The 22530-nt window shown below is 62.6% G+C and carries 21 protein-coding genes and 1 pseudogene; 15 read left to right on the top strand and 7 right to left on the bottom strand.

Going from position 1 to position 22530, the window contains the following annotated elements; all coding sequences use genetic code 11:
- Positions 1–195, bottom strand: a pseudogene (locus tag GWC77_RS02730) (IS21 family transposase); the annotation flags it as partial.
- A gap of 205 nt (positions 196–400) precedes the next feature.
- Between GWC77_RS02730 and GWC77_RS02725 the strand changes: the two are divergent.
- The 4 genes from GWC77_RS02725 (at position 401) to tssG (ending at position 4501) form a co-directional block, all read left to right on the top strand.
- Positions 401–2380, top strand: a complete 1980-nt coding sequence (locus GWC77_RS02725; RefSeq protein WP_173255320.1) for a M23 family metallopeptidase — start codon at positions 401–403, stop codon at positions 2378–2380.
- 107 nt (positions 2381–2487) lie between these two features.
- Positions 2488–2949: a hypothetical protein gene (locus GWC77_RS02720; RefSeq protein WP_173255319.1), complete on the top strand. Its 462-nt coding sequence runs from the start codon at positions 2488–2490 to the stop codon at positions 2947–2949.
- Positions 2950–3095: 146 nt separating this feature from the next.
- The gene (locus tag GWC77_RS02715) at positions 3096–3371 is read left to right on the top strand and encodes a PAAR domain-containing protein (protein WP_173255318.1); all 276 of its coding nucleotides are present in this window, start codon (positions 3096–3098) and stop codon (positions 3369–3371) included.
- A gap of 17 nt (positions 3372–3388) precedes the next feature.
- On the top strand, positions 3389–4501 hold the full coding sequence (tssG, locus tag GWC77_RS02710; RefSeq protein WP_173255317.1) for a type VI secretion system baseplate subunit TssG: 1113 nt from the start codon (positions 3389–3391) through the stop codon (positions 4499–4501).
- Between the two features lie 17 nt (positions 4502–4518).
- Here tssG and GWC77_RS02705 read toward each other — a convergent pair whose 3' ends face one another.
- The 3 genes from GWC77_RS02705 to thiL are packed head-to-tail and all read right to left on the bottom strand — an operon-like array spanning position 4519 to position 6575.
- Positions 4519–5019 (bottom strand): CinA family protein, encoded by a 501-nt coding sequence (locus GWC77_RS02705; RefSeq protein ID WP_173255316.1) that lies wholly within the window; start codon positions 5017–5019, stop codon positions 4519–4521.
- Positions 5020–5041: 22 nt separating this feature from the next.
- A complete protein-coding gene (locus GWC77_RS02700) occupies positions 5042–5569 on the bottom strand; it encodes a phosphatidylglycerophosphatase A (protein WP_254366736.1) in 528 nt (175 codons plus the stop codon).
- Between the two features lie 4 nt (positions 5570–5573).
- Entirely contained in the window at positions 5574–6575 is a 1002-nt protein-coding gene (gene thiL, locus GWC77_RS02695) for a thiamine-phosphate kinase (RefSeq protein ID WP_173255314.1), read from the bottom strand.
- Positions 6576–6770: 195 nt separating this feature from the next.
- Between thiL and GWC77_RS02690 the strand changes: the two genes are divergently transcribed.
- The 4 genes from GWC77_RS02690 (at position 6771) to GWC77_RS02675 (ending at position 10969) form a co-directional block, all read left to right on the top strand.
- Positions 6771–9068 (top strand): NADP-dependent malic enzyme, encoded by a 2298-nt coding sequence (locus GWC77_RS02690; protein WP_173255313.1) that lies wholly within the window; start codon positions 6771–6773, stop codon positions 9066–9068.
- Positions 9069–9445: 377 nt separating this feature from the next.
- The gene (locus tag GWC77_RS02685; protein ID WP_173255312.1) at positions 9446–9907 is read left to right on the top strand and encodes a ribonuclease; all 462 of its coding nucleotides are present in this window, start codon (positions 9446–9448) and stop codon (positions 9905–9907) included.
- A 16-nt stretch (positions 9908–9923) separates the two neighbouring features.
- The gene (locus GWC77_RS02680) at positions 9924–10481 is read left to right on the top strand and encodes a barstar family protein (protein ID WP_173255311.1); all 558 of its coding nucleotides are present in this window, start codon (positions 9924–9926) and stop codon (positions 10479–10481) included.
- Between the two features lie 77 nt (positions 10482–10558).
- Positions 10559–10969, top strand: a complete 411-nt coding sequence (locus GWC77_RS02675) for a GtrA family protein (RefSeq protein ID WP_173255310.1) — start codon at positions 10559–10561, stop codon at positions 10967–10969.
- Positions 10970–10979: 10 nt separating this feature from the next.
- Here the strand turns inward: GWC77_RS02675 and GWC77_RS02670 are convergent, their stop codons facing one another.
- Both GWC77_RS02670 and speE read right to left on the bottom strand, forming a co-directional pair.
- Entirely contained in the window at positions 10980–11720 is a 741-nt protein-coding gene (locus GWC77_RS02670) for a 16S rRNA (uracil(1498)-N(3))-methyltransferase (RefSeq protein WP_173255309.1), read from the bottom strand.
- Positions 11721–11792: 72 nt separating this feature from the next.
- Positions 11793–12659, bottom strand: a complete 867-nt coding sequence (speE, locus tag GWC77_RS02665) for a polyamine aminopropyltransferase (protein WP_173255308.1) — start codon at positions 12657–12659, stop codon at positions 11793–11795.
- A 318-nt stretch (positions 12660–12977) separates the two neighbouring features.
- Here speE and tkt point away from each other — a divergent pair, with 318 nt between their 5' ends.
- Positions 12978–15011, top strand: a complete 2034-nt coding sequence (gene tkt / locus GWC77_RS02660; RefSeq protein ID WP_173255307.1) for a transketolase — start codon at positions 12978–12980, stop codon at positions 15009–15011.
- Positions 15012–15110: 99 nt separating this feature from the next.
- Positions 15111–16121, top strand: coding sequence for a type I glyceraldehyde-3-phosphate dehydrogenase (gene gap, locus GWC77_RS02655; RefSeq protein ID WP_173255306.1), 1011 nt, complete (start codon positions 15111–15113; stop codon positions 16119–16121).
- Between the two features lie 128 nt (positions 16122–16249).
- Here the strand turns inward: gap and fur are convergent, their stop codons facing one another.
- On the bottom strand, positions 16250–16678 hold the full coding sequence (gene fur, locus GWC77_RS02650) for a ferric iron uptake transcriptional regulator (RefSeq protein ID WP_173255305.1): 429 nt from the start codon (positions 16676–16678) through the stop codon (positions 16250–16252).
- 124 nt (positions 16679–16802) lie between these two features.
- On the opposite strand from fur, the gene GWC77_RS02645 reads away from it, so the two are divergent.
- From GWC77_RS02645 to leuS, 5 genes are all read left to right on the top strand, one after another.
- On the top strand, positions 16803–17570 hold the full coding sequence (locus GWC77_RS02645; RefSeq protein WP_173255304.1) for an outer membrane protein assembly factor BamE: 768 nt from the start codon (positions 16803–16805) through the stop codon (positions 17568–17570).
- A 34-nt stretch (positions 17571–17604) separates the two neighbouring features.
- Positions 17605–18402: a 4-hydroxy-tetrahydrodipicolinate reductase gene (gene dapB / locus GWC77_RS02640; protein WP_173255303.1), complete on the top strand. Its 798-nt coding sequence runs from the start codon at positions 17605–17607 to the stop codon at positions 18400–18402.
- 102 nt (positions 18403–18504) lie between these two features.
- Entirely contained in the window at positions 18505–19215 is a 711-nt protein-coding gene (locus GWC77_RS02635) for a MotA/TolQ/ExbB proton channel family protein (protein ID WP_173255302.1), read from the top strand.
- 68 nt (positions 19216–19283) lie between these two features.
- Complete coding sequence (locus tag GWC77_RS02630; protein ID WP_173255301.1) at positions 19284–19712, top strand: biopolymer transporter ExbD; 429 nt, start codon at positions 19284–19286, stop codon at positions 19710–19712.
- Positions 19713–19860: 148 nt separating this feature from the next.
- Positions 19861–22455, top strand: coding sequence for a leucine--tRNA ligase (gene leuS / locus GWC77_RS02625; RefSeq protein ID WP_173255300.1), 2595 nt, complete (start codon positions 19861–19863; stop codon positions 22453–22455).
- Positions 22456–22530: the final 75 nt, after the last annotated feature.

The raw sequence follows: 22530 nt of genomic DNA, 5'->3' as shown, positions 1-22530 counted from the left end.
CTGAAGCAGCGGGACGATCTCGGTGTCAAAGATCGCGGCCAGGGGATCGGGACGGCGACGCCCGCGCGGGGCCTTCTTCTGCGATGGCAGTCGCTGGTCCTGTTCGATGCGATAGGCAGTGGCGGCGCTGAACCCGGCGCGCGCAGCCGCTGCAGGCGCCCCTTCCTTGAGTCTGTACTTCATGTAGAGCCTCATCTGATGGTCGTTGATGTGTCGGCCGGGCACTGCAGCCTCCCTTGACATGGAAGACTGTTCATACCCGATTTACCGCGACCACCGACAAGGCACCCCGATGACGGGGGACTGCTCGGCGCGGCGTGGCGGCAGCGGTTCCGGGCTACGCCCTTCACCGCTGCCGCCACGCCAGTACTCTCATCCTGATTGACGCGCTGCTCTCATCTTGTTTGACGCGCGGCAGGCGATCGCGGACGGCAAGATCGTTCATGTGCGCGCAACCGATACAACCAAGAATCCAGCACTTCAATACCGAGGCGCGCGTACGGACGATGGCTGTGTCGTGATTCGGCATGACACCGAGATCGGCGAAGGCGACAATGCAAAGATCACGTTTTATTCGATTTATATCCACCTGCAAAACGTGATCCCAACGCTGTCTGTCGGCAAAAAGGTCTATCGCAAGGATATCCTGGGCACCCCTGGCCAGATCTACGGTCAGTTCCCTCAGATCCACTTCGAAATTGTATGCGACGAGGCGAATCTAAAGAAGATGATTGGACGCGAGCCTGGACCGGTTGGCCAAACCGGGCGGACAGACGCAGTCTATGGGGACATCTGGTTTTTCATTCCGCGAGGCGCCAAGCTCTTCGCCAACGAACCCCATCCTTACCGGGATGACGATAGCGCTGCCGCTGTAGGGGGACTTCACTTGCAAGGTTCCCTTGTCGAAGCGGGAACTAGCTGCGATCTTGTGGTCCGCATGCATTACGAAAAAAACTGCACGCTGACGACCTACATTCAGGACGCCGATGGGAGCTGGTCCCCTTTCGGTGTAATGCCTGCCGAGAACGAGGCGGAATACAACCTATATAAACGAGCTACGGCGCTGGCCGGCCGTTATAACGACGGCAGTCTCTCGGGCATTGGCGCGAACGTGACGGCACCCTCGCCAAGCGCCATATTTGAAATGATTCGCTTTGGGCGCTGCATCAACGATCAGCTTGCCAGCGGTGCGCGGTTCAATCACTGGAGGAACGTAAGGACGCCGGATGGCGACGGGTGGATCAACCTGTCCATGCCTTGCGTGCGTGTCTATAGCGATGCGGATTTCCCTGAGTGGGCCGGTTGGAGCTTCATCGAGGACGACTCGACTCGCGACAGTTTGTGCGACTCACCGAGGGTGAGGCAGTGGCTAGATGTGAACAACTCTGGACATGTCACCCATGCTGAAGCGGTAGCGGCATTGAGCGCTGATGCGGTTAAACAACGTCTTTCTCACGCCGTTTGCAAGTTTCCCAGCGAATGGTGCGGGGACGGGCTATCGGAGCGGTACTGGTGGTTAAAAAGCCCGCACGAAGCGTTGAGTAATCCGCTGTCGGATGCGACCTTCTCGACGCTGATCAGTCATGCACACGCTCTGGGCTTCTGGGAGGATATTATCGATGTCGATCTACCGCCATCTAACCGGTGTTGGCATCTTCCGGTGACTGCATTCATAAAGCAAATGAGGAATTGTCGTTGGCTTTCGTCTGGCGAACTGGAGAGAGTTTATCCAAATACTTATGTTGGACGCTCCGGCGGGCGCATTCGTCAGGCCCCAAATGTTGTGTCGGATGATATGCGCGATCGGTACAGGGTCGCCCTGAATCGACTCATGGAAAAGCATTCGATTACCAAGAACCCAATGCGCATCTCGCATTTTTTGGGCCAAGGGGCGGAGGAGTCGAGGACGCTTGTGTGGATGGAGGAACACAGAAGCGAGGCTTCCTGTAATTCTCTCTATGCGCGTGTTAATGGAAATGACCTTCCTGGCGATGGATATAAATTCCGCGGAAGAGGCATGAAGCAGCTAACAGGAAAATATAACTATGTAGAATATTGGGTGTATAGGGGGTGGCTGGCGAGAAACGCGTTCACACCGTCTTGGTGGAGGCATCCGCATCCTGTTAGGCCGAATATCGCGGCCCCAGATATCATTCTTGCAGTTCCTTATAATGCGATAGATGCGGGGGTGTGGTATTGGGAGGCTGGTCCAAATCGAGGTTTGCCACACCCTAAGAGTACGATAAATGTCCATGCGGACGAAGGTGTGAGTGAGCAAGTCGTTGAGAGGGTTACCAGAGCAATCAACGGCGCACTCAACGGATTGGAGAACAGAATTTACCACACCTTGCGGCTTTTTGGGGTTTTTGGAGATAATTGATGCGTGTGATTAATCGATCAGTTTCCTTTTTAACTTGCATCGTTATCTGTATAAATTGCGCGACGGGGTATGCCCAGGGGGCACGAAGAACGTTTTCCGATGGGCGCGTGCTGTTTTCCTATCCGTCAAGTCATTATTCCAGTGTTCGATTTGGAGATGTAGCGGATGAAGGGTTCTATACGTACTACCTGAAGGTGAGAGACTCGGACGCCGAAGATACGCTGACGGTATGCAAGGGCGGGCTTGACCGTTGTGGCTTGGATAGTGGAGCAGTGAAACCTTATTGGTTCGATGACGGTGGATCGTTAGTGCTTTTTAGCTCGACGACGAGTGTCAAAAAACAAGTCGTTGCACCGGGCGACGTTGTGTACGAGGCATTTCCGGCCTGCCCGGCAACCGATAACGAAGGAGCCTCGGCTTATGGAGGTGGTTGCTACGAACTGGTTATGGGTAGTCCGAATAAGACATTATCCATAACTTATTGGATTGGGCCAAAATCGTTTCATAGATCGAGATCGAGGGCGATCGAGCAAGCGAAGGATATTTTAAGATCGGTTGTGATGAAGTGATTTCCTGATTCACTCGAGCGTATTGTCGGTTTCACGACATATGGTTGCTCCGCAGCGAGGCCGAGAGAATTTAATTTGTTCCCACGCACGCTAACGCTACGCATTTTTGATCTGTTGGCCTGACCGAATAACACGGACCTGACTTTATGAGCAAAGCATTTGTCTGCCACGATGACCCGACCACCACTGGCGGCAAGGTCATCGCAACGGCATCGACCATGTTCGACGGCGACCGGCGCATCGCGCTCGACCGGGAGATGGCGACGTGCGGCAACTGCCCCGGCGAGCACCCAATCCGAGGAACGGGCACGGATATGGACGAAGATGGCCGCGCCTCGGTTCGCGACGGCGATCCTGTCCAGTGCCCGTGCGGCAACAACTACGTCAAGGCGAACCCCAACGCCGAATGCTCGATCGGCTGACACCCAACAGCGCCACCATGTCCTTCTGGCTTGAAAATCCTCGCGTTCTCGAGCGTTTGCTCGATGAGCCCTATCGGTTTCAATTCGTCCAGGCAGTGCGCCTGCTCGAACGCTGGTTCACCGAGCACGGCGGAGCCCAGCCGCGCCACGTTGTGCCTTATCGCATTGCTTTCCGCACCACGCTCACGACGACGTTTCCACCCAGCGAGATAGAGCAAGCGTCATCGTTCGACGAGGCCGGCGAAGATCTAACCGATAAAGCGACGCGCCTCGGTGCCATGTTGGCCGGCAAGATTTCAAAGGTGGACTTGACGCCAGCATTCTTCGGACTGCTTGGCGGTCAAGGCGCATTGCCCCTGCGCTACACCGAGCAAATCGCCAGTGGCGACCAGTCGCATCCCGACCGCGCCTCGCAAGCTTTTTTCGATATCTTTTCGAATCGCTCGACGGCGCTCTTTTACGCAGCGTGGAAGAAGTACCGCCTGCCGCTGCACTACGAGCTCGATCGAAACGAGCGTTATCTCCCGATCCTGCAGGCCCTGGCCGGCATAGCCGACCCCAGCTGCCGCGAGGCGTTGCGCGAGGAGCCCGGCGCGCTCGCAGACGACACCGTCGCCGGACACAGTGCGGCAGTCCGCCACCGCCCGGTATCGGTCGTGTACCTGCGACGCACGTTGTCCGAACACTTTGGCATACCGATCCAGATCGAGCAGTTCATCGGCCACAAGTACCGAATTCCACCTGACAAGCAATCGAGCACTGGAATCGGCAACATGGCTCTCGGTTCGACGGCAATGCTCGGCGAACACATCTGGATGCGTCACGCTCGTATCCGTCTCGTCCTTGGGCCGCTATCGGCAAGCCAATACGAGGAATTCCTGCCCAATTCCGCAAGCATGTTCGTGCTGAAACGCCTGCTGCATTTGCTGATCGGCATCACGCTCGAAGCCGAGGTACGGCCGGTACTGAAACGGGACGAAGTCCAGCCGCTTCGCCTCGGTTCGAACGGCCGCGTCGGCTACGATGCCTTCCTGGCGACACGTCCGTCGCAGATCGACCGTTCAGACATGCGTTACACGCTGAACGCATTGTCGATCGCTCGATCGGAACAGGGCGCCGAAACCGGTTAACGTGTGTCGTCCGTCAGCTACCGCTCGTTCTCGTCGATGAGCGCAAGCAAGCCACGCAATGCATGCGCCGCAGCCTGAACCCGGATTTGCTCGCGATCGCCCTTGAACGTGACGGTCTCGCACGACGTATGAAGGCGATTGCTCCACGCAAACGAGACCATGCCGACCGGCTTCGTTTCCGTGCCTCCACCGGGGCCGGCCACACCGGTGATCGCGAGCGATACCTGCGCGCGGCTATTGCGCAGCGCGCCTTCGGCCATCGCTCGGGCAACGGGTTCGCTCACCGCGCCATGCTTGTCGATGAGTTCGGCCGGCACGCCGATCATTTCGGTTTTCGCCTGATTCGAGTAAGTCACGAACCCGCGCTCGAACCATCCGCTGCTGCCCGAGATATCGGTGATCGCCGCGGCGACCATGCCGCCCGTGCAGGACTCCGCGGTCGTCAACATGAGCCGCGTCTCGCGCAGCTTGTTACCGACGCGGACGGCGAGTTGGTGCACAACGGAATCGGTGGCCATGGTTGTCTTCCCGCTCAACGGTTCAGATCGTCATACGCCAAAGGGCGATGACGAGCAGCGTCAGAAACGCTGCGACCAGATCGTCGATCATGATGCCGAAGCCGCCCGAGAAGTGCCGATCGAAGTAACGGATCGGCGGCGGTTTCACCATGTCGAAGAAACGAAAGATGACGAATGCGCCGAGTTGCCCCATGAACGTCTCTGGGGTCACGAAGAGCAGCACGAGCCAAAAGGCGACGATCTCATCCCAGACGACGGGAGAAGGATCGTCGATGCCGAGCCTTTTTGCCGTGAAGCCGGTGATGCCGACGCCCGCAACGAAGCCGACGGCGATCAGCGCGCCCCACTCAGCGACGGTCAGCCGGCCCGCCAGCGCCGCGAACGAGAGCCAGGCGAACAAGGTGCCGAACGTGCCAGGCATGAGCGGCGACAAGCCGCTGCCAAAGCCGAGCGAAATCACGTGAAGCGGATGCGACAACATGAACTGCACTGTCGCGCGCCGCGCGCGCGAATCGGGAGGAGGGCGGTGTGCGATGCCGTCGCCAATCATGGGATCATGCTGCATTGAAATGATCGAAACCCTGCAACTTCAGATCGAGCGGCGCATGCGACGCGTCGAGCCATACAATTGCCGGTGCCTCCGAAGGAGCGAGTAAGGTGGTTATTGTACCGATGCGCGAGACTGGCACGCCTGCACGCGCGCCCGCTGCGATGACGGCGTCGCGATTTTCGGGGGCAGCCGTGAAGCACAGCTCGTAATCGTCGCCGCCCGCGATCGCGCACCGCAACTGGTCCGCGGCGGCGAGCTTGCGCAGCGCAGGGGAGCGGGGCAGCGCCTCGACCTCGACCTGCGCTTTCACGCGCGAGCGTTCGAGAATATGCATGAGATCGCCGGCGAGCCCATCCGATATATCGAGCGCCGCGTGTGCGACGCCTCCCAGCGCAAGCCCCAATTCGATGCGCGCTTCCGGGCGCTCGAGTGCATCGCGCAGGCGAGCTGCTTCCTTCGCATCGAAGAGGCTCGCGCTCCATTCGCCACGCACGAGGCCCAATCCCGCACGCGCATCGCCGAGCGTGCCGGAGACCCAGATGTCGTCACCGGGCCGCGCGCCGTCGCGGCGCAGCGCACGTTCGCGCGGCACATCGCCGAACACGGTGATGCAAAGATTCAAGGGCCCGCGCGTCGTGTCGCCGCCGATGAGCTCGCAACCGAAGCGCTCGGCCAGCGCGAACATGCCGTCGGCGAGGGCCGCGAGCCATGTTTCGTCAGGCGTTTCGAGTGCGAGCGCGAGCGTGAACGCCCGCGGCTTCGCGCCCATTGCCGCAAGATCCGACAGATTCACGGCGAGCGCCTTGTGGCCCAGTGAGCGCGGATCGACATCGGGGAGGAAATGACGGCCCTCGACGAGCATGTCGGTCGAGATGGCCAGCAGTTGATCGGCGCGCGGCGCAATCAGCGCGCAATCGTCGCCGATGCCAAGTTCCGCCGTAGCCGCGCTGCGGCGTGCCCGGCTGGCGAAAAATCGTTCGATGAGGGAAAACTCGGAAAGCGGCATGGAATCGGTACGATCGGCAGCGAAGTGGTCGATAAAATGCGGCGTCGTCGGGCAAACGCATCCGCAACGAGCGGCGTGAAGCCGGGTTCGGGCGGTCATTGCGCCTGCCGCCCGTTCGGGGAATGGCCTCGGATTGGCGCTACAATGCGTCGAATTCCGATTCCAAATCAGCACTGTAGCCTGGACTTTTCCCTCATGTCGACCAGCCCCACCAAGACGAAGTTGCGCGAAGCCGCGCTCGATTATCACGAATTCCCGTCCCCCGGCAAAATCGCCATTGCCCCCACCAAGCAGATGATCAACCAGCGCGATCTGGCGCTGGCGTATTCGCCTGGCGTGGCCTTTGCCTGCGAGGAAATCGTCGAAAACCCGCTCAACGCGGCACGCTTCACCGCACGCAGCAATCTCGTCGGTGTGGTCACGAACGGCACGGCGGTGCTCGGGCTCGGCAACATCGGTCCGCTCGCATCGAAACCCGTCATGGAGGGCAAGGCGGTCCTCTTCAAGAAGTTCGCCGGCATCGACGTATTCGACATCGAAATCAACGAGACCGATCCGCATAAGCTCGTCGATGTCGTCGCGGCGCTCGAGCCGACGTTCGGCGGCATCAACCTCGAGGATATCAAGGCACCGGATTGCTTCATCGTCGAACGCGAATGTCGCAAGCGCATGAAGATCCCGGTCTTTCACGACGATCAGCATGGCACGGCGATCGTCGTGGCGGCGGCCGTGACCAACGGTCTGAAGGTCGTCGGCAAGGACATCGGCAAGGTGAAGCTCGTCGCCTCGGGTGCCGGCGCAGCTGCGCTGGCTTGCCTCGATTTGCTCGTCGATCTCGGCATGTCGCTCGAGAACATCTTCGTTACGGATCTGGCCGGCGTGGTCTACAAGGGCCGCACCGAACTCATGGATCCGGACAAGGAGCGCTTTGCGCGTGAAACGAGTGCGCGCACGCTCGCGGAAGTCATCGAAGGTGCCGATATCTTCCTGGGACTGTCGGCCGGCGGTGTGCTCAAGCCCGAGATGGCCAAGGCCATGGCAGCAAAGCCGCTGATCCTCGCGCTCGCGAACCCGACGCCCGAAATCCTGCCCGAAGTCGCGCTCGAAGTGCGGCCCGACGCGGTGCTCGCCACCGGCCGCACCGACTATCCGAACCAGGTCAACAACGTCCTCTGCTTCCCTTTCATTTTCCGGGGAGCGCTCGATGCGGGGGCGACGACGGTCACGCGCGAGATGGAGATTGCCGCCGTCAACGCGATTGCCGAGCTGGCCCGCCAGGAGCAAAGCGACATCGTCGCGACGGCGTACGGCATTCAGGATCTCTCGTTCGGCCCCGAGTATCTGATTCCGAAGCCATTCGACCCGCGCCTCATCGTCAAGATCGCTCCCGCGGTGGCCCAGGCCGCGATGGATTCCGGCGTGGCGACGCGCCCGATCGAGGACATGGAGGCGTACAAGCAGCATCTGCAGCAGTTCGTCTACCACAGCGGTACGACGATGAAGCCGATCTTCCAACAGGCGCGTAGCGTGGCGGACAGCAAAAAGCGTGTCGTGTTCGCCGAAGGGGAAGAGGAGCGCGTACTGCGCGCGGTGCAGATCGCCGTCGACGAAAAGCTGGCCAAGCCGATATTGATCGGCCGGCCGTCCGTCATCGAGAGTCGTATCGAACGCTACGGCCTTCGTTTGACCGCGGGCGTGGACTACACGGTGGTCAATACCGAGCACGACGAACGTTACCGCGAGTTCTGGCAGAACTATGCGCAAATGATGGCGCGCAAAGGCATCAGCCACCAGATGGCGAAGCTCGAGATGCGCCGCCGCACCACGCTGATCGGCTCGATGCTGCTCGCCAAGGGCGAAGCGGACGGCATGATCTGCGGGACGATCAGCACGACGCACCGGCACCTGCACTTCATCGACCAGGTGATTGGCAAGCGCGCCGGCTGCAGCGTCTATGCAGCAATGAATGCACTCGTGCTGCCGGGTCGGCAGATCTTCCTCGTCGACACGCATGTGAACGTGGACCCGACGCCAGAACAGCTCGCCGAAATCACCATCATGGCAGCCGAGGAGGTGCGGCGCTTCGGCATCGAGCCGAAGGTGGCGCTCGTCTCGCATTCGAACTTCGGCACGAGCCACGCGCCGTCGGCGCAAAAGATGCGCGATACGCTTGCGCTGCTCAAGGAGCGCGCACCGGAGCTGCAAGTGGACGGCGAGATGCACGGCGATGTGGCGCTCGATGCGAATCTGCGCAAGGAAGTGCTGCCCGAATCGACGCTCGAAGGCGATGCGAACCTGCTCGTGCTGCCGAACATCGACGCAGCCAACATTTCGTACAACCTGCTCAAGACGGCGGCGGGCAATAACATCGCGATCGGCCCTATCCTGCTCGGTGCGGCCAAGCCCGTGCATGTGCTGACCGCGTCCGCGACGGTGCGGCGCATCGTCAACATGACGGCTTTGCTCGTGGCGGACGCGAACGCGGTGCGATAAGCAGAAACGAGCAGGCTGCGACGAAAAAACGAAGCAGGCAAAAAAACGGCGTGCCCGCAATGGGCACGCCGAGGGCGAAAAGAGAGAGAAACGGCCCTTAAAGCGTGAAACGACGGCTCCGTACCGCTCGACCCGCGGGGAGGCAAAGACCCGGGGCCGCCGGAACCGTCATTTGTTAGCTTATCGTAAACAGGATAAAAAATCGCCTGTTCAGGATAAAATTTCACGCAAAAGGTCGCAAATGCGGCCGGAACTCATTCGACCCTTTCACGTAAATCCTTCATTTTCCTAACAAAGATTGCTTCCGCGGGCTGTTAGGGATAACCTTGCGTTTTTCGTGGTTTATCCGTCCAGTCGAAAACGGGGTCAGCCGGCCGATGAGCGCACAACCGGGCGCCGCCAGTGGGGAGCACTCGCGCGCGCGTAGCAGTCACGCGGGTTTCGTCGCGGCAATTGCGCTCGCGCTCAGTCTGGGATCGGTACTGCCGCCCGGCGGCGCCGCGCTCGCGCGCGAATCGGTCGCCGCGGCGCCCGCTGCAGCGGATTGGACAGGCCCGACGGTCGCGTTGCCGGAGTTGCCGCGCGAGGCGCGCGACACATTGAAGTCGATCTCAGTCGGCGGGCCTTATCGGTTCTCAAAGGATGGCGTCGTTTTCGGCAACTTCGAACGGTTGCTGCCGCGGCGGTCGCGCGGCTATTACCACGAGTACACGGTTCGGACACCTGGGACCAGGACTCGAGGCGCTCGCCGCATAGTCTGCGGGGGGCCGCCGAGGCAGATCGACAACTGCTTTTATTCGGACGACCACTACACCAGTTTTAAACGCATCATTGAATGACATCGGGATGAACGGCATGAGCGACAACATCTACGCGTACGACGCCACGGTCGCGACGGATCTTTTCGCGGCCCACGACGGCAACCTTTTTCAGCGCGTCATGCAGATGCGCACGGGCGAGAACGGTCCGTGCAACAACGATCCGCAGCCCGGGCGTTCATCGAGCGAGGAGCCTATGAGCCTGTTCTCGACGGTGCGGCCGAATATCGTCCAGTCGATCCGCGCGTTTCGCGTGCAGGATCTCGCCGACGAAGCGAACCGGCTCGGCGAGCATTTCCTCTATGCCTATTGCGGCAACGCGAACTCGAAGCAGGAAGTGCTCGAGACGATTTCCACGTCCTTTTTCTTTCCGAAGCATTTCGGCAAGAACTACGACGCGCTTTACGACTGTCTCACCGATCTCGTTCACAAGGCCGGTCCCCAGCCAGGCTTCGTGATCGTGCTCGAGGCACTGCCGATTGCACAAAAGTTCGACAAGGAAGGTCGCGAGACGTTGCTCGACGTGTTCCGCGAAGCGGCCGAATTCTGGGCCGAGCGCAAGGTCGCGTTCCGCGTCTTCTACTCGTTCGCGTAAGGACTTGAGCGCTGCCCGCGATCGCCCCGCGCGGCCCGTATAATCGGTCGCTTCGACTCTAACGGAGCGGCGCTGCGGTGTTCAGGCAGATTTTCCGGTTCGCCATAGCGGGCGTCCTAGGCTTCATCGTCGACGCGGGCGTCTTATGGATCGCTCTGCGTCTCGGTCTCGGGTATTTCGCGGGACGAACGGTCTCGTTCTTGGCGGCTGTTTGGACGACCTGGCAGGTCAACCGGCGCTTCACGTTTTCCGAGCGAAGCGGCGGCTCGATATGGCATGAGTGGTGGCGGTACCTTTCGGCGATGTCCGTGGGCGGCTGCGTCAACTATGCCGCCTACAGCGTGGTAGTGCTAACGCAGCCGCGAACCGCGTTTCTTCCGTTTATCGGGGTCGCCGCCGGTTCCATTGCCGGCTTGTTCGTCAACTTCGTGTCGGCCCGCTGGTGGGTGTTTCGACATCGACGGGAACAGCAGCAACCGCACCCCTGAGTTCCCGGTCTTACCAACCGCCCCAGCGCGCGGCGAGCGCGGCCAGGACCGCAATGCCGGCCGTCTCCGTGCGCAGCACCCGCGGCCCCAGCGCAATCGGCGTAAATCCGCACGCCGCAGCGGCGACTTCTTCTTCCGGAGCCAGCCCCCCCTCGGGACCGATCAGCACGGTCACCGCCGCATAGGGTGCCTTCTTGGGCAATGAGTCGAAAGGCTGCGCGCCGCGCGGCGAGAGCATCAACCGCAGTTCACCCTCGCCGGGCGCGGCCGGCAGTGCGTCGAGCCACGGCAATAGTTCGCGCGGCGGTTCCACTTGCGGCACGCGATTGCGGCCGCATTGCTCGCAAGCGGCCGCAATGAGCGCCTGCCAATGCGCCTGACGGCGGGCGGCGCGCTCACCCGTGAGGCGCACGACGGCGCGCGCCGTTCCGATCGGCACGATATGCGATGCGCCGAGCTCGATCGCCTTTTCGATGAGCCAGTCCATTTTGTCGCCGCCGGCGATGCCTTGCGCAAGCGTTATCCGGTAGGGCGGTTCGGCTTCGACCGCAACAAATGCACCGAGCTCCACGGTGGCCGAGCGCTTGCCCAGCTCGGCGAGCCGCGCATCGTATTGCCCCCCCTGGCCGTTGAATAGCGTGAGCGAATCGCCGGGCTGCAAGCGCAGCACCTGGATATGACGGGCGACCTCTTCGGGCAGCGCTAGTAGATCGCCGGTCTGCAACGGCATGTCGACAAAGAAACGGGGCATCACGGATGGCATCGTTCAAGAAAGACTGCGCAGCGGATGCCCGGCAGCCCCGGTGCGTCGCCTGCGGCGACCTCAACCCGGCAACTCGGGGCGCGTCTTGCGCGAAGCAGCGAGTTTAGCCTCAAGCGCGGCGGGCAATGCAAAGAGCGGGCGATGCAAGGCCGCGCCATAGTATTGGAGACCTCCGATGCGGCGCGCGGCGAGCCGGGCCTCGATCTCGTGTTTGAAGAGCGCAGCGGCGTCGAGCGTGTCGCTGGCCACAGCCATCAGCCACAGCGAGCCGTAGAGCGGCACGAATGCCGACATGGTGTCGACGATGGCGAAGTGTTCGTGCAAACCCGCGATGAGCGCGGCGACGCGCCCGGCGTGAAAGTGGGGTGAGCCGAGATGCATCGAAAGGGCCGAGCGGGGCGCCAGCGCCTTTTTCAGGCGCGCATAGAACTCGCTGGTGTAAAGCGCAGCGGCCGGCGAATCGGGCGGCGTCAAGTCGAATACGACCACATCGAACTGCTCCCTCGTGCGCGCGACGAACTGTGCCGCATCGCCGATCACGAGTTCGACACGGGAATCGTCGAGGGCGCCCCGATGCACATCGCTCAGGTGGCGCCGCGCCATTTCGACGACGGCTTCGTCGAGCTCGGCCACGACGATGCGTTCGATGCTCGGGTGCATCAGCAGCTGCCGCGCGGCTCCGCCGTCGCCGCCTCCAAGCACGAGCGCTTTTCTGGGTTCGGGATGGGCGAGCGCCGCTGGGTGCACCATGCACTCGTGATAGACGAACTCGTCGCCGGCGGAGGTCATCGGCCGACCGTCCAGCGTGAACAGCACGCCGAGCTGCGGCGTGTCCCAGACCTCGATGCGCTGGTGCGGCGAAGTGACGCTTGCGAGCCGCCGCGCATGTGGGAAACCATAGACGGCATCCGCGGTCGGTCGAAACATGAGCGGGGCGTGGGTGCGGGCGGTCACGGGAAGGCGCGGCGGGCGGCGCCGGCAATGAGTGGTCGACCGCTCGATTATAGGTGTCCGAACGCGGACGGGGGTAGCCGTGCGCGGCCAGCAGGCGGGACGCCGATCGCCCGCGGGGCAGGCCGGCAAAAGGGGGCATCTGTTAGAATGGCATGCTTTGCAGCCCCGTCCGTTTGCTCTTTCGATCTGTCCCCGCCGTGCTCGATTCATTCGTGCCCGGGCGGCGCCATGGGCAGCGAGCAACGGCCTTCAGCACGGCCCCGCTTTCTCGACTCGTTCTCCGGACTCGACATGACGACTTCGTCTCCCGCTCCCACCGCCCTGATGGCGAACGCAATCCGCGCGCTCGCGATGGACGCCGTGCAACAAGCGAACTCGGGCCATCCCGGCATGCCGATGGGCATGGCGGACATTGCCGTGGCGCTTTGGTCGCGCCACCTGAAGCACAATCCGGCCAATCCGCACTGGGCCGATCGCGACCGCTTCGTGCTCTCCAACGGGCACGGCTCGATGCTGCTGTATGCGCTCTTGCATTTGACCGGCTACGACCTGCCAATCGCCGAGCTGAAGAATTTCCGCCAGCTTCATTCGAAGACACCCGGTCACCCCGAATACGGCATCACCCCGGGCGTCGAAACGACGACAGGGCCGCTCGGACAGGGGCTCGCGAACGCCGTCGGCATGGCGCTCGCGGAGGCGCTGCTGGCTGCCGAGTTCAACAAGGCCGATGCCAAGATCGTCGACCATCACACCTATGTCTTCCTCGGCGACGGCTGCCTGATGGAGGGCATCTCGCACGAAGCCTGTTCGCTCGCGGGCACGCTCAAGCTCAACAAGCTGATCGCGCTTTACGACGACAACGGCATCTCGATCGACGGCCACGTCGAACACTGGTTCCACGACGACACGCCGAAGCGCTTCGAAGCATACGGCTGGAACGTGATTCCCCACGTCGACGGTCATGACGTCGATGCGATGGACGCGGCCATCGCGGCGGCGAAGCGCGCGGACAAGCCCACGCTGATCTGCTGCAAGACCGTCATCGGCAAGGGTTCGCCGAACAAGGCCGGCGGCCACGATGTGCACGGTGCAGCGCTCGGCGCGCAGGAAGTCGCCGCGACGCGCGCGGCGCTTGGCTGGACGTGGGAGCCGTTCGTCATTCCGCAAGAGATCTATGCGGCGTGGGACGCCAAGGAGCAGGGCGCGCGCAACGAATCGGACTGGAACGGCGCGCTCGCGCAGTATCGGGCCAAGTACCCGGCCGAGGCGGCCGAATTCGAGCGCCGCGCGGCAGGCAAGCTGCCCGCCGACTGGGCCGCGAAGGCGCAGGCGATCGTCGCGGGCGCGAACGAGCGGGCCGAGACGGTCGCCACGCGCAAGGCATCGCAGCTTGCGCTGGACGGACTCGCGGCGGCGTTGCCGGAACTGCTCGGCGGCTCGGCCGACCTGACCGGCTCGAACCTCACGAACTGGAAGGCCAGCAAGCCCGTGCGCGCGGCCGGCGAGGGCGAAAGCGGCATCGTGTGGGGCAACCATATCAATTACGGTGTGCGCGAATTCGGCATGAGCGCCATCATCAACGGCATCGCGCTGCACGGCGGCTACAAGGCGTTCGGCGGCACGTTCCTGACATTCTCGGACTACAGCCGCAATGCACTGCGCGTCGCCGCACTGATGAAGGCGCCGTCGATCTTCGTCTTCACGCACGATTCGATCGGCCTTGGCGAAGACGGCCCGACGCATCAGTCGATCGAACACCTGGCGAGCTTGCGCCTGATTCCGAATCTCGACGTCTGGCGCCCGGCCGACACCGTCGAGACGGCTGTGGCCTGGACGCGGGCCATCGAGCGCCAGAGTCCGTCGTGCCTGGTGTTCAGCCGGCAGAATCTGCCGTTCTCCGAGCGTACCGAGGCCCAGATCGCGAATATCGCTTCGGGGGGCTACGTGCTGCGCGACTGGGACGAAGAGATCGTCGCGCGCAAGATCATTCTCATCGCGACGGGTTCCGAAGTGGAACTCGCTTTGAAGGCAGTGGAGCCGCTGGCGCGCGAAGGCATCGCCGCGCGCGTGGTTTCGATGCCCGCGCCGACGGTGTACGACCGTCAGGAGGCCGAATATCGCGAGCGCGTGTTGCCGAAGGGCGTGCGCCGCGTGGCAATCGAGGCAGGCGTGACCGACTACTGGCGAAAGTACGTCGGGCTCGAGGGAAGCGTGGTCGGTATCGACACGTATGGTGAATCGGCCCCCGCCGGCGTGCTGTTCAAGCACTTCGGCTTCACGGTTGAGCACGTCGTCGCGGCTGCGAAGACGGCGCTCGACCAATAAGAGGACGAGAGGGGTCCGGCCGCGGGGTCTCGCCCAGCCGCGCCGCCGGACTGTTGGAAAACACAGGACTTTTTTCAGCCCAAGTTCAGGAGAAACAGCATGACGATTCGCGTTGCAATCAACGGCTATGGCCGGATCGGCCGCAACACGCTGCGCGCGTTCTACGAGAATGGCAAGAAGCACGATCTCGAAATCGTCGCCATCAACGACCTCGGTGATGCGAAGACCAACGCGCATCTCACGAAGTACGACACGGCGCATGGGCGGTTCAATTCAGAAGTGGCTGTGGACGGCGATTACCTCATCGTCGACGGCGACAAGATTCGCGTATTGGCGAACCGCAACCCGGCCGAGTTGCCGTGGGGCGAACTCGGTGTCGACGTGGTCATGGAGTGCACGGGCTTTTTCACCTCGAAGGCAAAGGCCAGTGCCCACCTGCAAGGCGGCGCCAAGAAGGTGCTGATTTCGGCGCCGGGCGGCAAGGACGTTGACGCGACGGTCGTCTATGGCGTGAACCACAACACGTTGAAGGCCGAGCACACGGTCGTGTCGAACGCATCGTGCACGACGAATTGCCTCGCGCCGCTCGTCAAGCCGCTCAACGACAAAATCGGCCTCGAAACGGGTCTGATGACGACGATCCACGCCTATACGAACGACCAGGTGCTGACCGACGTCTATCACGAAGACCTGCGCCGCGCGCGCTCGGCCACGCACAGCCAGATTCCGACGAAGACCGGCGCCGCGGCGGCCATCGGCCTCGTGTTGCCTGAGCTGGCCGGCAAGCTCGACGGCTATGCCATCCGCGTGCCGACGATCAACGTCTCGATCGTCGACCTGTCGTTCATCGCCAAGCGCGACACGACGGTCGAAGAGATCAACGCGATCATGAAGGATGCGGCCGCAGGCGAGCTGAAGGGCATTCTCGGCTACAACGATGCGCCGCTGGTCTCGGTCGACTTCAACCACAATCCGGCTTCGTCGACGTTCGATTCGACGCTGACGAAGGTGGCGGGCCGCCTCGTGAAGGTATCGAGCTGGTACGACAACGAGTGGGGCTTTTCGAACCGCATGTTGGATACGGCTATCGCGCTCGCCACGGCGAAGTGACGACGATATCGGGTGCACGCCGCGAGGCGATGCGCCCGTTCGCCGATCGCCCAAATACAAAGAGCCGCCTCATCGACGGGCGGCTCTTTGCTTTTATCGCGTGCGAGCACCGATGCTCGATGCTTGCCTCAGTGTTTGCGATGAGGGCAATTTTCCTTCGTACAAGTGCCGTAGAGCGCGAGCGCATGCTCTTGCAGCTTGAAGCCCCGCTCTTCGGCAATCGCTTGCTGGCGCTTTTCGATTTCGGGATCGAAGAACTCTTCCACGCGGCCGCAGTCGACACAGACCAGATGGTCGTGGTGCGTGCCCTCGTTCAGTTCGAACACCGCCTTGCCCGATTCGAAGTTGCTGCGCGAGAGCAGGCCTGCCTGTTCGAACTGCGTCAGTACGCGATAGACGGTGGCGAGCCCGATGTCGAGTTGTTCGTTGAGCAAATTGCGGTAGACGTCTTCGGCCGTCAAATGGCGGACCGGACTGCGCTGGAAGATTTCGAGAATCTTCAGGCGTGGAAGGGTCGCCTTGAGCCCGATATTTTTGAGATCGGTCGGATTGGTCATGGCAAGGCATCCCTAGAGTACAATGCAGGGCTCCAATAGTAATGGGTTTTTGCGGTTCCGGTCATCTTCGGTGAAACTCGCGCGGTCTCGGCGCATGCAAAAAGAGGCCCGCTCGGTGGGTGAAATGAGTCCAAATTTTCTTTTGAAGTGTCGGGGGAGCGGCGCGCGCGGCGCGTTCGTTATCGCCGCGGCAGTTGCGCTCCTCGCTGGATGTTCGACCTACGACAGCCTCACGCAGCGCATCGCCCAAAGCATCACGCCGTATCGGATCACCGTCGTGCAAGGCAACTTCGTTTCGAAGGAGGCTGCTGCCAAGATGCGCGTCGGGATGACGCGTGCCGAAGTGAAGGCCGCGCTTGGAACGCCGTTGTTGACCGACATGTTCCATGCCGATCGCTGGGATTATCTGTTCTACTTCAAGCGCGGTTCCACGGCCGTCGTGCAGCAGCGCGATTTCGTCGTCAATTTCAAGGACGATGCGGTCACGAGCTGGCAAGGTGGGGACGATCTGCCATCGGAACTCGAGTTGCTTGCCGATATCGACGGCGACAGGCGCGGCAAGAAAGCCAAGGCGGCCCAGGCCGCCGCCGCGAGTGCCGCCGCAGCGGCCTCCGAGTCGGCGGCTTCGGCTGCGGCTGCTTCGGCTGCGGCGGCTGCTTCTGCGCCGGCTGCGGCTCAGTCAGCTCCGGAAACCGGACCCGATGCCAACGCACAGGCGGCGCAGGCGGCCAATCGCGCCGTCAATCAGACGAGTTCGGGTCCCGCGGTGCGCTCGGGCGTACCCGGCACCGGCGCTCCGTCCGGCGCCACGCCGCAATTCCAATTCCACCGCGAGTCGCCGCCGGCCAAGCAAAACGAGAGCGAGCCGGTGGGCCCCACCAACTCGCAGTGAGTCCTATCGTCATAAGAGTGAGAGCTGAGTGCCGATGAAAATCGCCATTGCAGGCGCATCCGGCCGGATGGGCCGGATGCTGATCGAAGCGGTGTTGAACGATCCGGATGCGGTGCTCGCCGGGGCGCTCGACCGTCCGGGCGCAGCGGCACTCGGTGAGGACGCCGGCGCGTTTCTCGGCAAGAAGACGGGCGTCACGCTGTCCGATGACGTCGATGGTGTGCTGGCCGGTGCCGATTGTCTGATCGATTTCACGCGCCCCGAAGGCACGATGGCGCATCTGGACGCGGCGCTGCGGCACGGCACGAAGCTCGTGATCGGTACGACCGGCTTCGACGAAGCGCAAAAAGCGGCGCTCGCGCGCGCGGGCGACAAGATCGGCATCGTGTTCGCGGCCAACATGAGCGTTGGCGTGAATGTGACGCTGAAGCTGCTTGAATTCGCAGCGCGCCATTTCGCCGAGGGCTATGACATCGAAATCATCGAGGCGCACCATCGGCATAAGATCGACGCACCGTCGGGCACCGCGCTGATGATGGGCGAGGCGGTGGCGGGCGCACTGGGCCGCAAGCTCGAGGATTGCGCCGTCTATGGCCGTCACGGCATCACGGGCGAGCGCGATCCGTCGACGATCGGGTTTTCTGCGATTCGCGGCGGCGATATCGTGGGCGACCATACGGTATTGTTCGCCGGTACCGGCGAGCGTATCGAGATCACGCACAAATCGGCAAGCCGCGTCTCGTACGCGCAAGGCGCGCTGCGCGCCGCACGGTTTCTCGCCGAGCGCGGCGCCGGCTTTTACGACATGCGCGACGTACTCGGCTTGCGGTAATCGGGCTGCTTGCGCGGAGGCGGCCGGGGCCGGCAACCCCGCACTCCGTAAGCGAGGCGAGGTCGGCCGGCGCGGTCGATGGCAAACGCGACAGGAAACGCGATGGCAACTACCGGCGTAATGCACTACCTGCAAACGGGCGATGCCGTGACACACGGTGTTGCCTATCTGCTGCTCGCGATGTCGGTCGCGAGCTGGTGTTTCCTGCTCGTCAAGGCCTGGATGCTCGTGCGCGCCAAGCGCCAGGGGCCGCGGTCGGTGGCGCTCTTCTGGCAGTCCGCGACGCTCTCCGATGCGGTGCTGGCCCTGCGGGCCGCCGACAAGGAGCGCGTGTTCACGCCGCTCGCCGTGGCGGCACTCGAAGTCTCGCAGGCGCATGGCGCGATGGGCGCGACGGTATTGCTCGCGCGGGTCGACTTCGGCGAGCGCGTGACGCGCGCGCTGCGTCAGGCGCTGCTCGTATCGCAGCGCCGACTCGAATTCGGCCATGTACTGCTGGCGTCCATCGGCAGCACTGCGCCCTTCGTCGGTCTGCTCGGCACCGTGTGGGGGATCTATCACGCGCTCGGCAGCATCGCGGCCAGTGGGCAGGCGATGATCGAAAACGTCGCGGGGCCTGTCGGCGAGGCGCTCATCATGACGGCATTCGGGCTCGTGGTCGCCATCCCGGCCGTGCTCGGCTATAACATCCTGGGCCGATTGCAGCGGCAGGTCTCCGAGGATCTGGACGGTTTCGCCCGCGATTTACAAGCCTATGTCTGCGCGCCCGAAAAGGAAGCGCGCCGGTTGCGCGACGCGCAGCTGCAGTCCTAGGGCCAGCGCAAGCCTGTAATTAGCGTGAACAGGCCCTAACTTGAACAGGCGCTAGCCCGGAGAAGCGCATGGCATTCGGCGGATTCGATTCGAAGCAGGACAGCGCGCCGATGGCGGACATCAACATGACGCCGCTCATCGATGTGATGCTCGTTCTGCTCGTCATTTTCATCATTACGGCGCCGCTGTTCACGCACGCGATCCGGCTCGATTTGCCGAAGGTTTCGTCGGCGCCGGCGCGGCAGACCCCGCAGACGATCACGCTCTCGATCGACGACGCTGGGCACCTTTACTGGGATGGCAAGCCGCTCGCGCTCGCAGCCTTGCGCACCCGGCTGATGGCGGCCGGCAAGTCGCCGCAGCCGCCCGATATCCATCTGCGCGCCGCACGCGCCACGCGCTACGACGTCATTGCCGAAGTCATGGCGGCGGCACAGGCGGCCGGGCTCGAGCGCATCGGCTTCGTCACCGAGCCGCCCGCTGCTGCAAATCCCTGAAGCGATACCGGCGGCCGTAGCATCGAACGGTATAATCGACCCTTTCTCCGCGCGCACGGTAATGGCACCCGCCACCCGAGCGCGCGTTTCGCCTGCGCGGGCGCGACAGCACCGGCCAGCGCGACGACCGCCAAGCCCTGACCACGCCATGCAAGAAAAGTATTTACCCGCCGATATCGAAGCCGCCGCCCAGGCAGACTGGCGCGCATCCAATGCCTATCTCAGCGCGGAAGATCCGGCCAAGCCGAAGTTCTATTGCGTTTCGATGTTGCCGTATCCGTCGGGCAAGCTGCACATGGGGCATGTGCGCAACTACACGATCAACGACGTGATGTACCGCTATCTGCGGATGAACGGTTACAACGTGCTGATGCCGATGGGGTGGGACGCGTTCGGCATGCCTGCCGAAAACGCGGCCATGGCCAACGGTGTGCCGCCGGCCAAGTGGACCTACGACAACATCGACTACATGAAAAGGCAGATGCAGTCGATGGGGCTGGCGATCGACTGGTCGCGCGAAGTCGCCACTTGCAAACCCGAGTACTACAAGTGGAACCAGTGGCTGTTCCTCAAGATGCTCGAAAAGGGCATCGTCTACAAGAAGACGGGCACGGTGAACTGGGATCCCGTCGATCAGACGGTGCTCGCGAACGAGCAGGTGATCGACGGCCGTGGCTGGCGTTCGGGCGCGCTCGTGGAAAAGCGCGAGATTCCGATGTACTACATGCGGATCACGCAATACGCCGACGAACTGCTCGGCGATCTCGACGGCCTGGGCTGGCCCGAGCGCGTGAAGATCATGCAGCAGAACTGGATCGGCAAGAGCTTTGGCGTGAACTTCGCGTTCCCGTACGAGCTCGACGGCGAGAAGAAGCAGTTGCGCGTGTTCACGACGCGGGCCGATACGATCATGGGTGTGACGTTCGCCGCCATCGCGGCCGAGCATCCGCTCGCGACGCGGCTGGCCCAGGACAAGCCCGAGTTGCAGACCTTCATCGACGAATGCCGGCACGGGGGCGTCGCCGAGGCCGACGTCGCGACGATGGAAAAGAAGGGCGTGCCCACGGGCTTTTTCGTCACTCATCCGCTCACCCATGAGCGCGTCGAAGTCTGGATCGGCAACTATGTGCTGATGGGATACGGCGAAGGTGCGGTGATGGGCGTGCCGGCGCACGACGAGCGCGATTTCGCGTTCGCGAAGAAGTACGGCTTGCCGATTAAGCAGGTGATCGCCAAGCCCGGTTGCGACTATTCGACCGACGCATGGCAGGATTGGTACGGCGACAAGGATGGCGTGAGCTGCATCGACAGCGGCAAGTACGACGGCCTTTCGCATGAAGCGGCGGTCGATGCGATCGCGGCGGATCTGAAAGCGCTCGGCCTCGGCGACAAGCAGGTGACCTGGCGCCTGCGCGATTGGGGTATTTCGCGCCAGCGCTACTGGGGCACACCGATTCCGATCATTCATTGCCCGGCTTGCGGCGATGTGCCGGTGCCGGAAAGCGATCTGCCCGTCGTGCTGCCCGAGGACCTCGTGCCGGACGGCACGGGCAATCCGCTCGCCAAGTCGGCGGCGTTCCTGGCGTGCCAGTGTCCGAAGTGCGGCGCCGATGCGCGGCGCGAGACGGACACGATGGATACGTTCGTCGATTCCGCTTGGTATTTCTCGCGCTACCCGTGCCCCGATGCGCCGACGATGGTCGACGCGCGCACCGATTACTGGATGCCGATGGACCAGTACATCGGCGGGATCGAGCACGCGATCCTGCATCTGCTCTATTCGCGGTTCTGGACGAAGGTCATGCGCGACATGGGCCTGGTCGAGTTCGGCGAGCCCGCGAAGAATCTGCTCACCCAAGGCATGGTGCTCAACGAGACCTTCTATCGCGAGGATGCCGCAGGCAAGAAGACCTGGTACAACCCGGCCGACGTCACCGTATCGCACGACGACAAGGGCCGTCCGATCGGTGCCACGCTCAACACCGACGGCCAGCCGGTCAGTCTCGGCGGCGTCGAGAAGATGTCGAAATCGAAGAACAACGGCGTCGATCCGCAATTGCTCATCGATCAGCACGGCGCCGATACCGCGCGGCTCTTCACGATGTTCGCGGCGCCGCCCGAGCAGCAGCTCGAATGGTCGGGCTCCGGCGTCGAAGGCGCGAGCCGCTTTTTGCGTCGAGCCTGGTCGTTCGGCCACGCGAACCGCGAAAGCCTTGCCACGCGCGAAACGTTCGATGCGGCAACGCTCGGCGAGCCCGAGAAAGTGCTGCGGCGAGAAATCCATGGCGTACTGAAGCAGGCCGATTTCGACTATCAGCGGCTGCAGTACAACACCGTCGTTTCCGCCGCGATGAAGATGCTCAACGCGCTCGAAGCGGCCAAGGGCGCGCGTGCCCCGGTGCTGCGCGAATGCTACGGTGTGTTGCTGCGCGTGCTCTATCCGGTCGTGCCGCACGTCACGCACGTGCTCTGGGGCGAACTCGGCTATACCGCGGAATTCGGCCCGCTGCTCGATGCGCCGTGGCCGAAGGTCGACGAACAAGCGCTCGAGCAGGCGAACGTCGAACTGGTGCTGCAGGTCAACGGCAAGGTCCGCGGTGCGCTGACGATCGCCAAAGACGCGCCACGCGAAGCCATCGAGGCTGCCGCGCTCGCTCACGAGATGTTTGCACGCTTCAGCGAAGGCAGGCCGGCGAAGAAGGTCATCGTGGTGCCGGGGCGGCTCGTGAATGTCGTCGTTTGACGATCTGGCGGTTCAACTCGTGCTTAGGGCGCACCGGAACGCCGTCGGCGCCCATGCGAACAGACCCTTTTGGGA

Source organism: Paraburkholderia sp. NMBU_R16 (genome assembly GCF_013282575.1).
Taxonomy (GTDB): Bacteria; Pseudomonadota; Gammaproteobacteria; order Burkholderiales; family Burkholderiaceae; genus Trinickia.
This window is presented reverse-complemented; position numbering and strand designations above follow the sequence as displayed.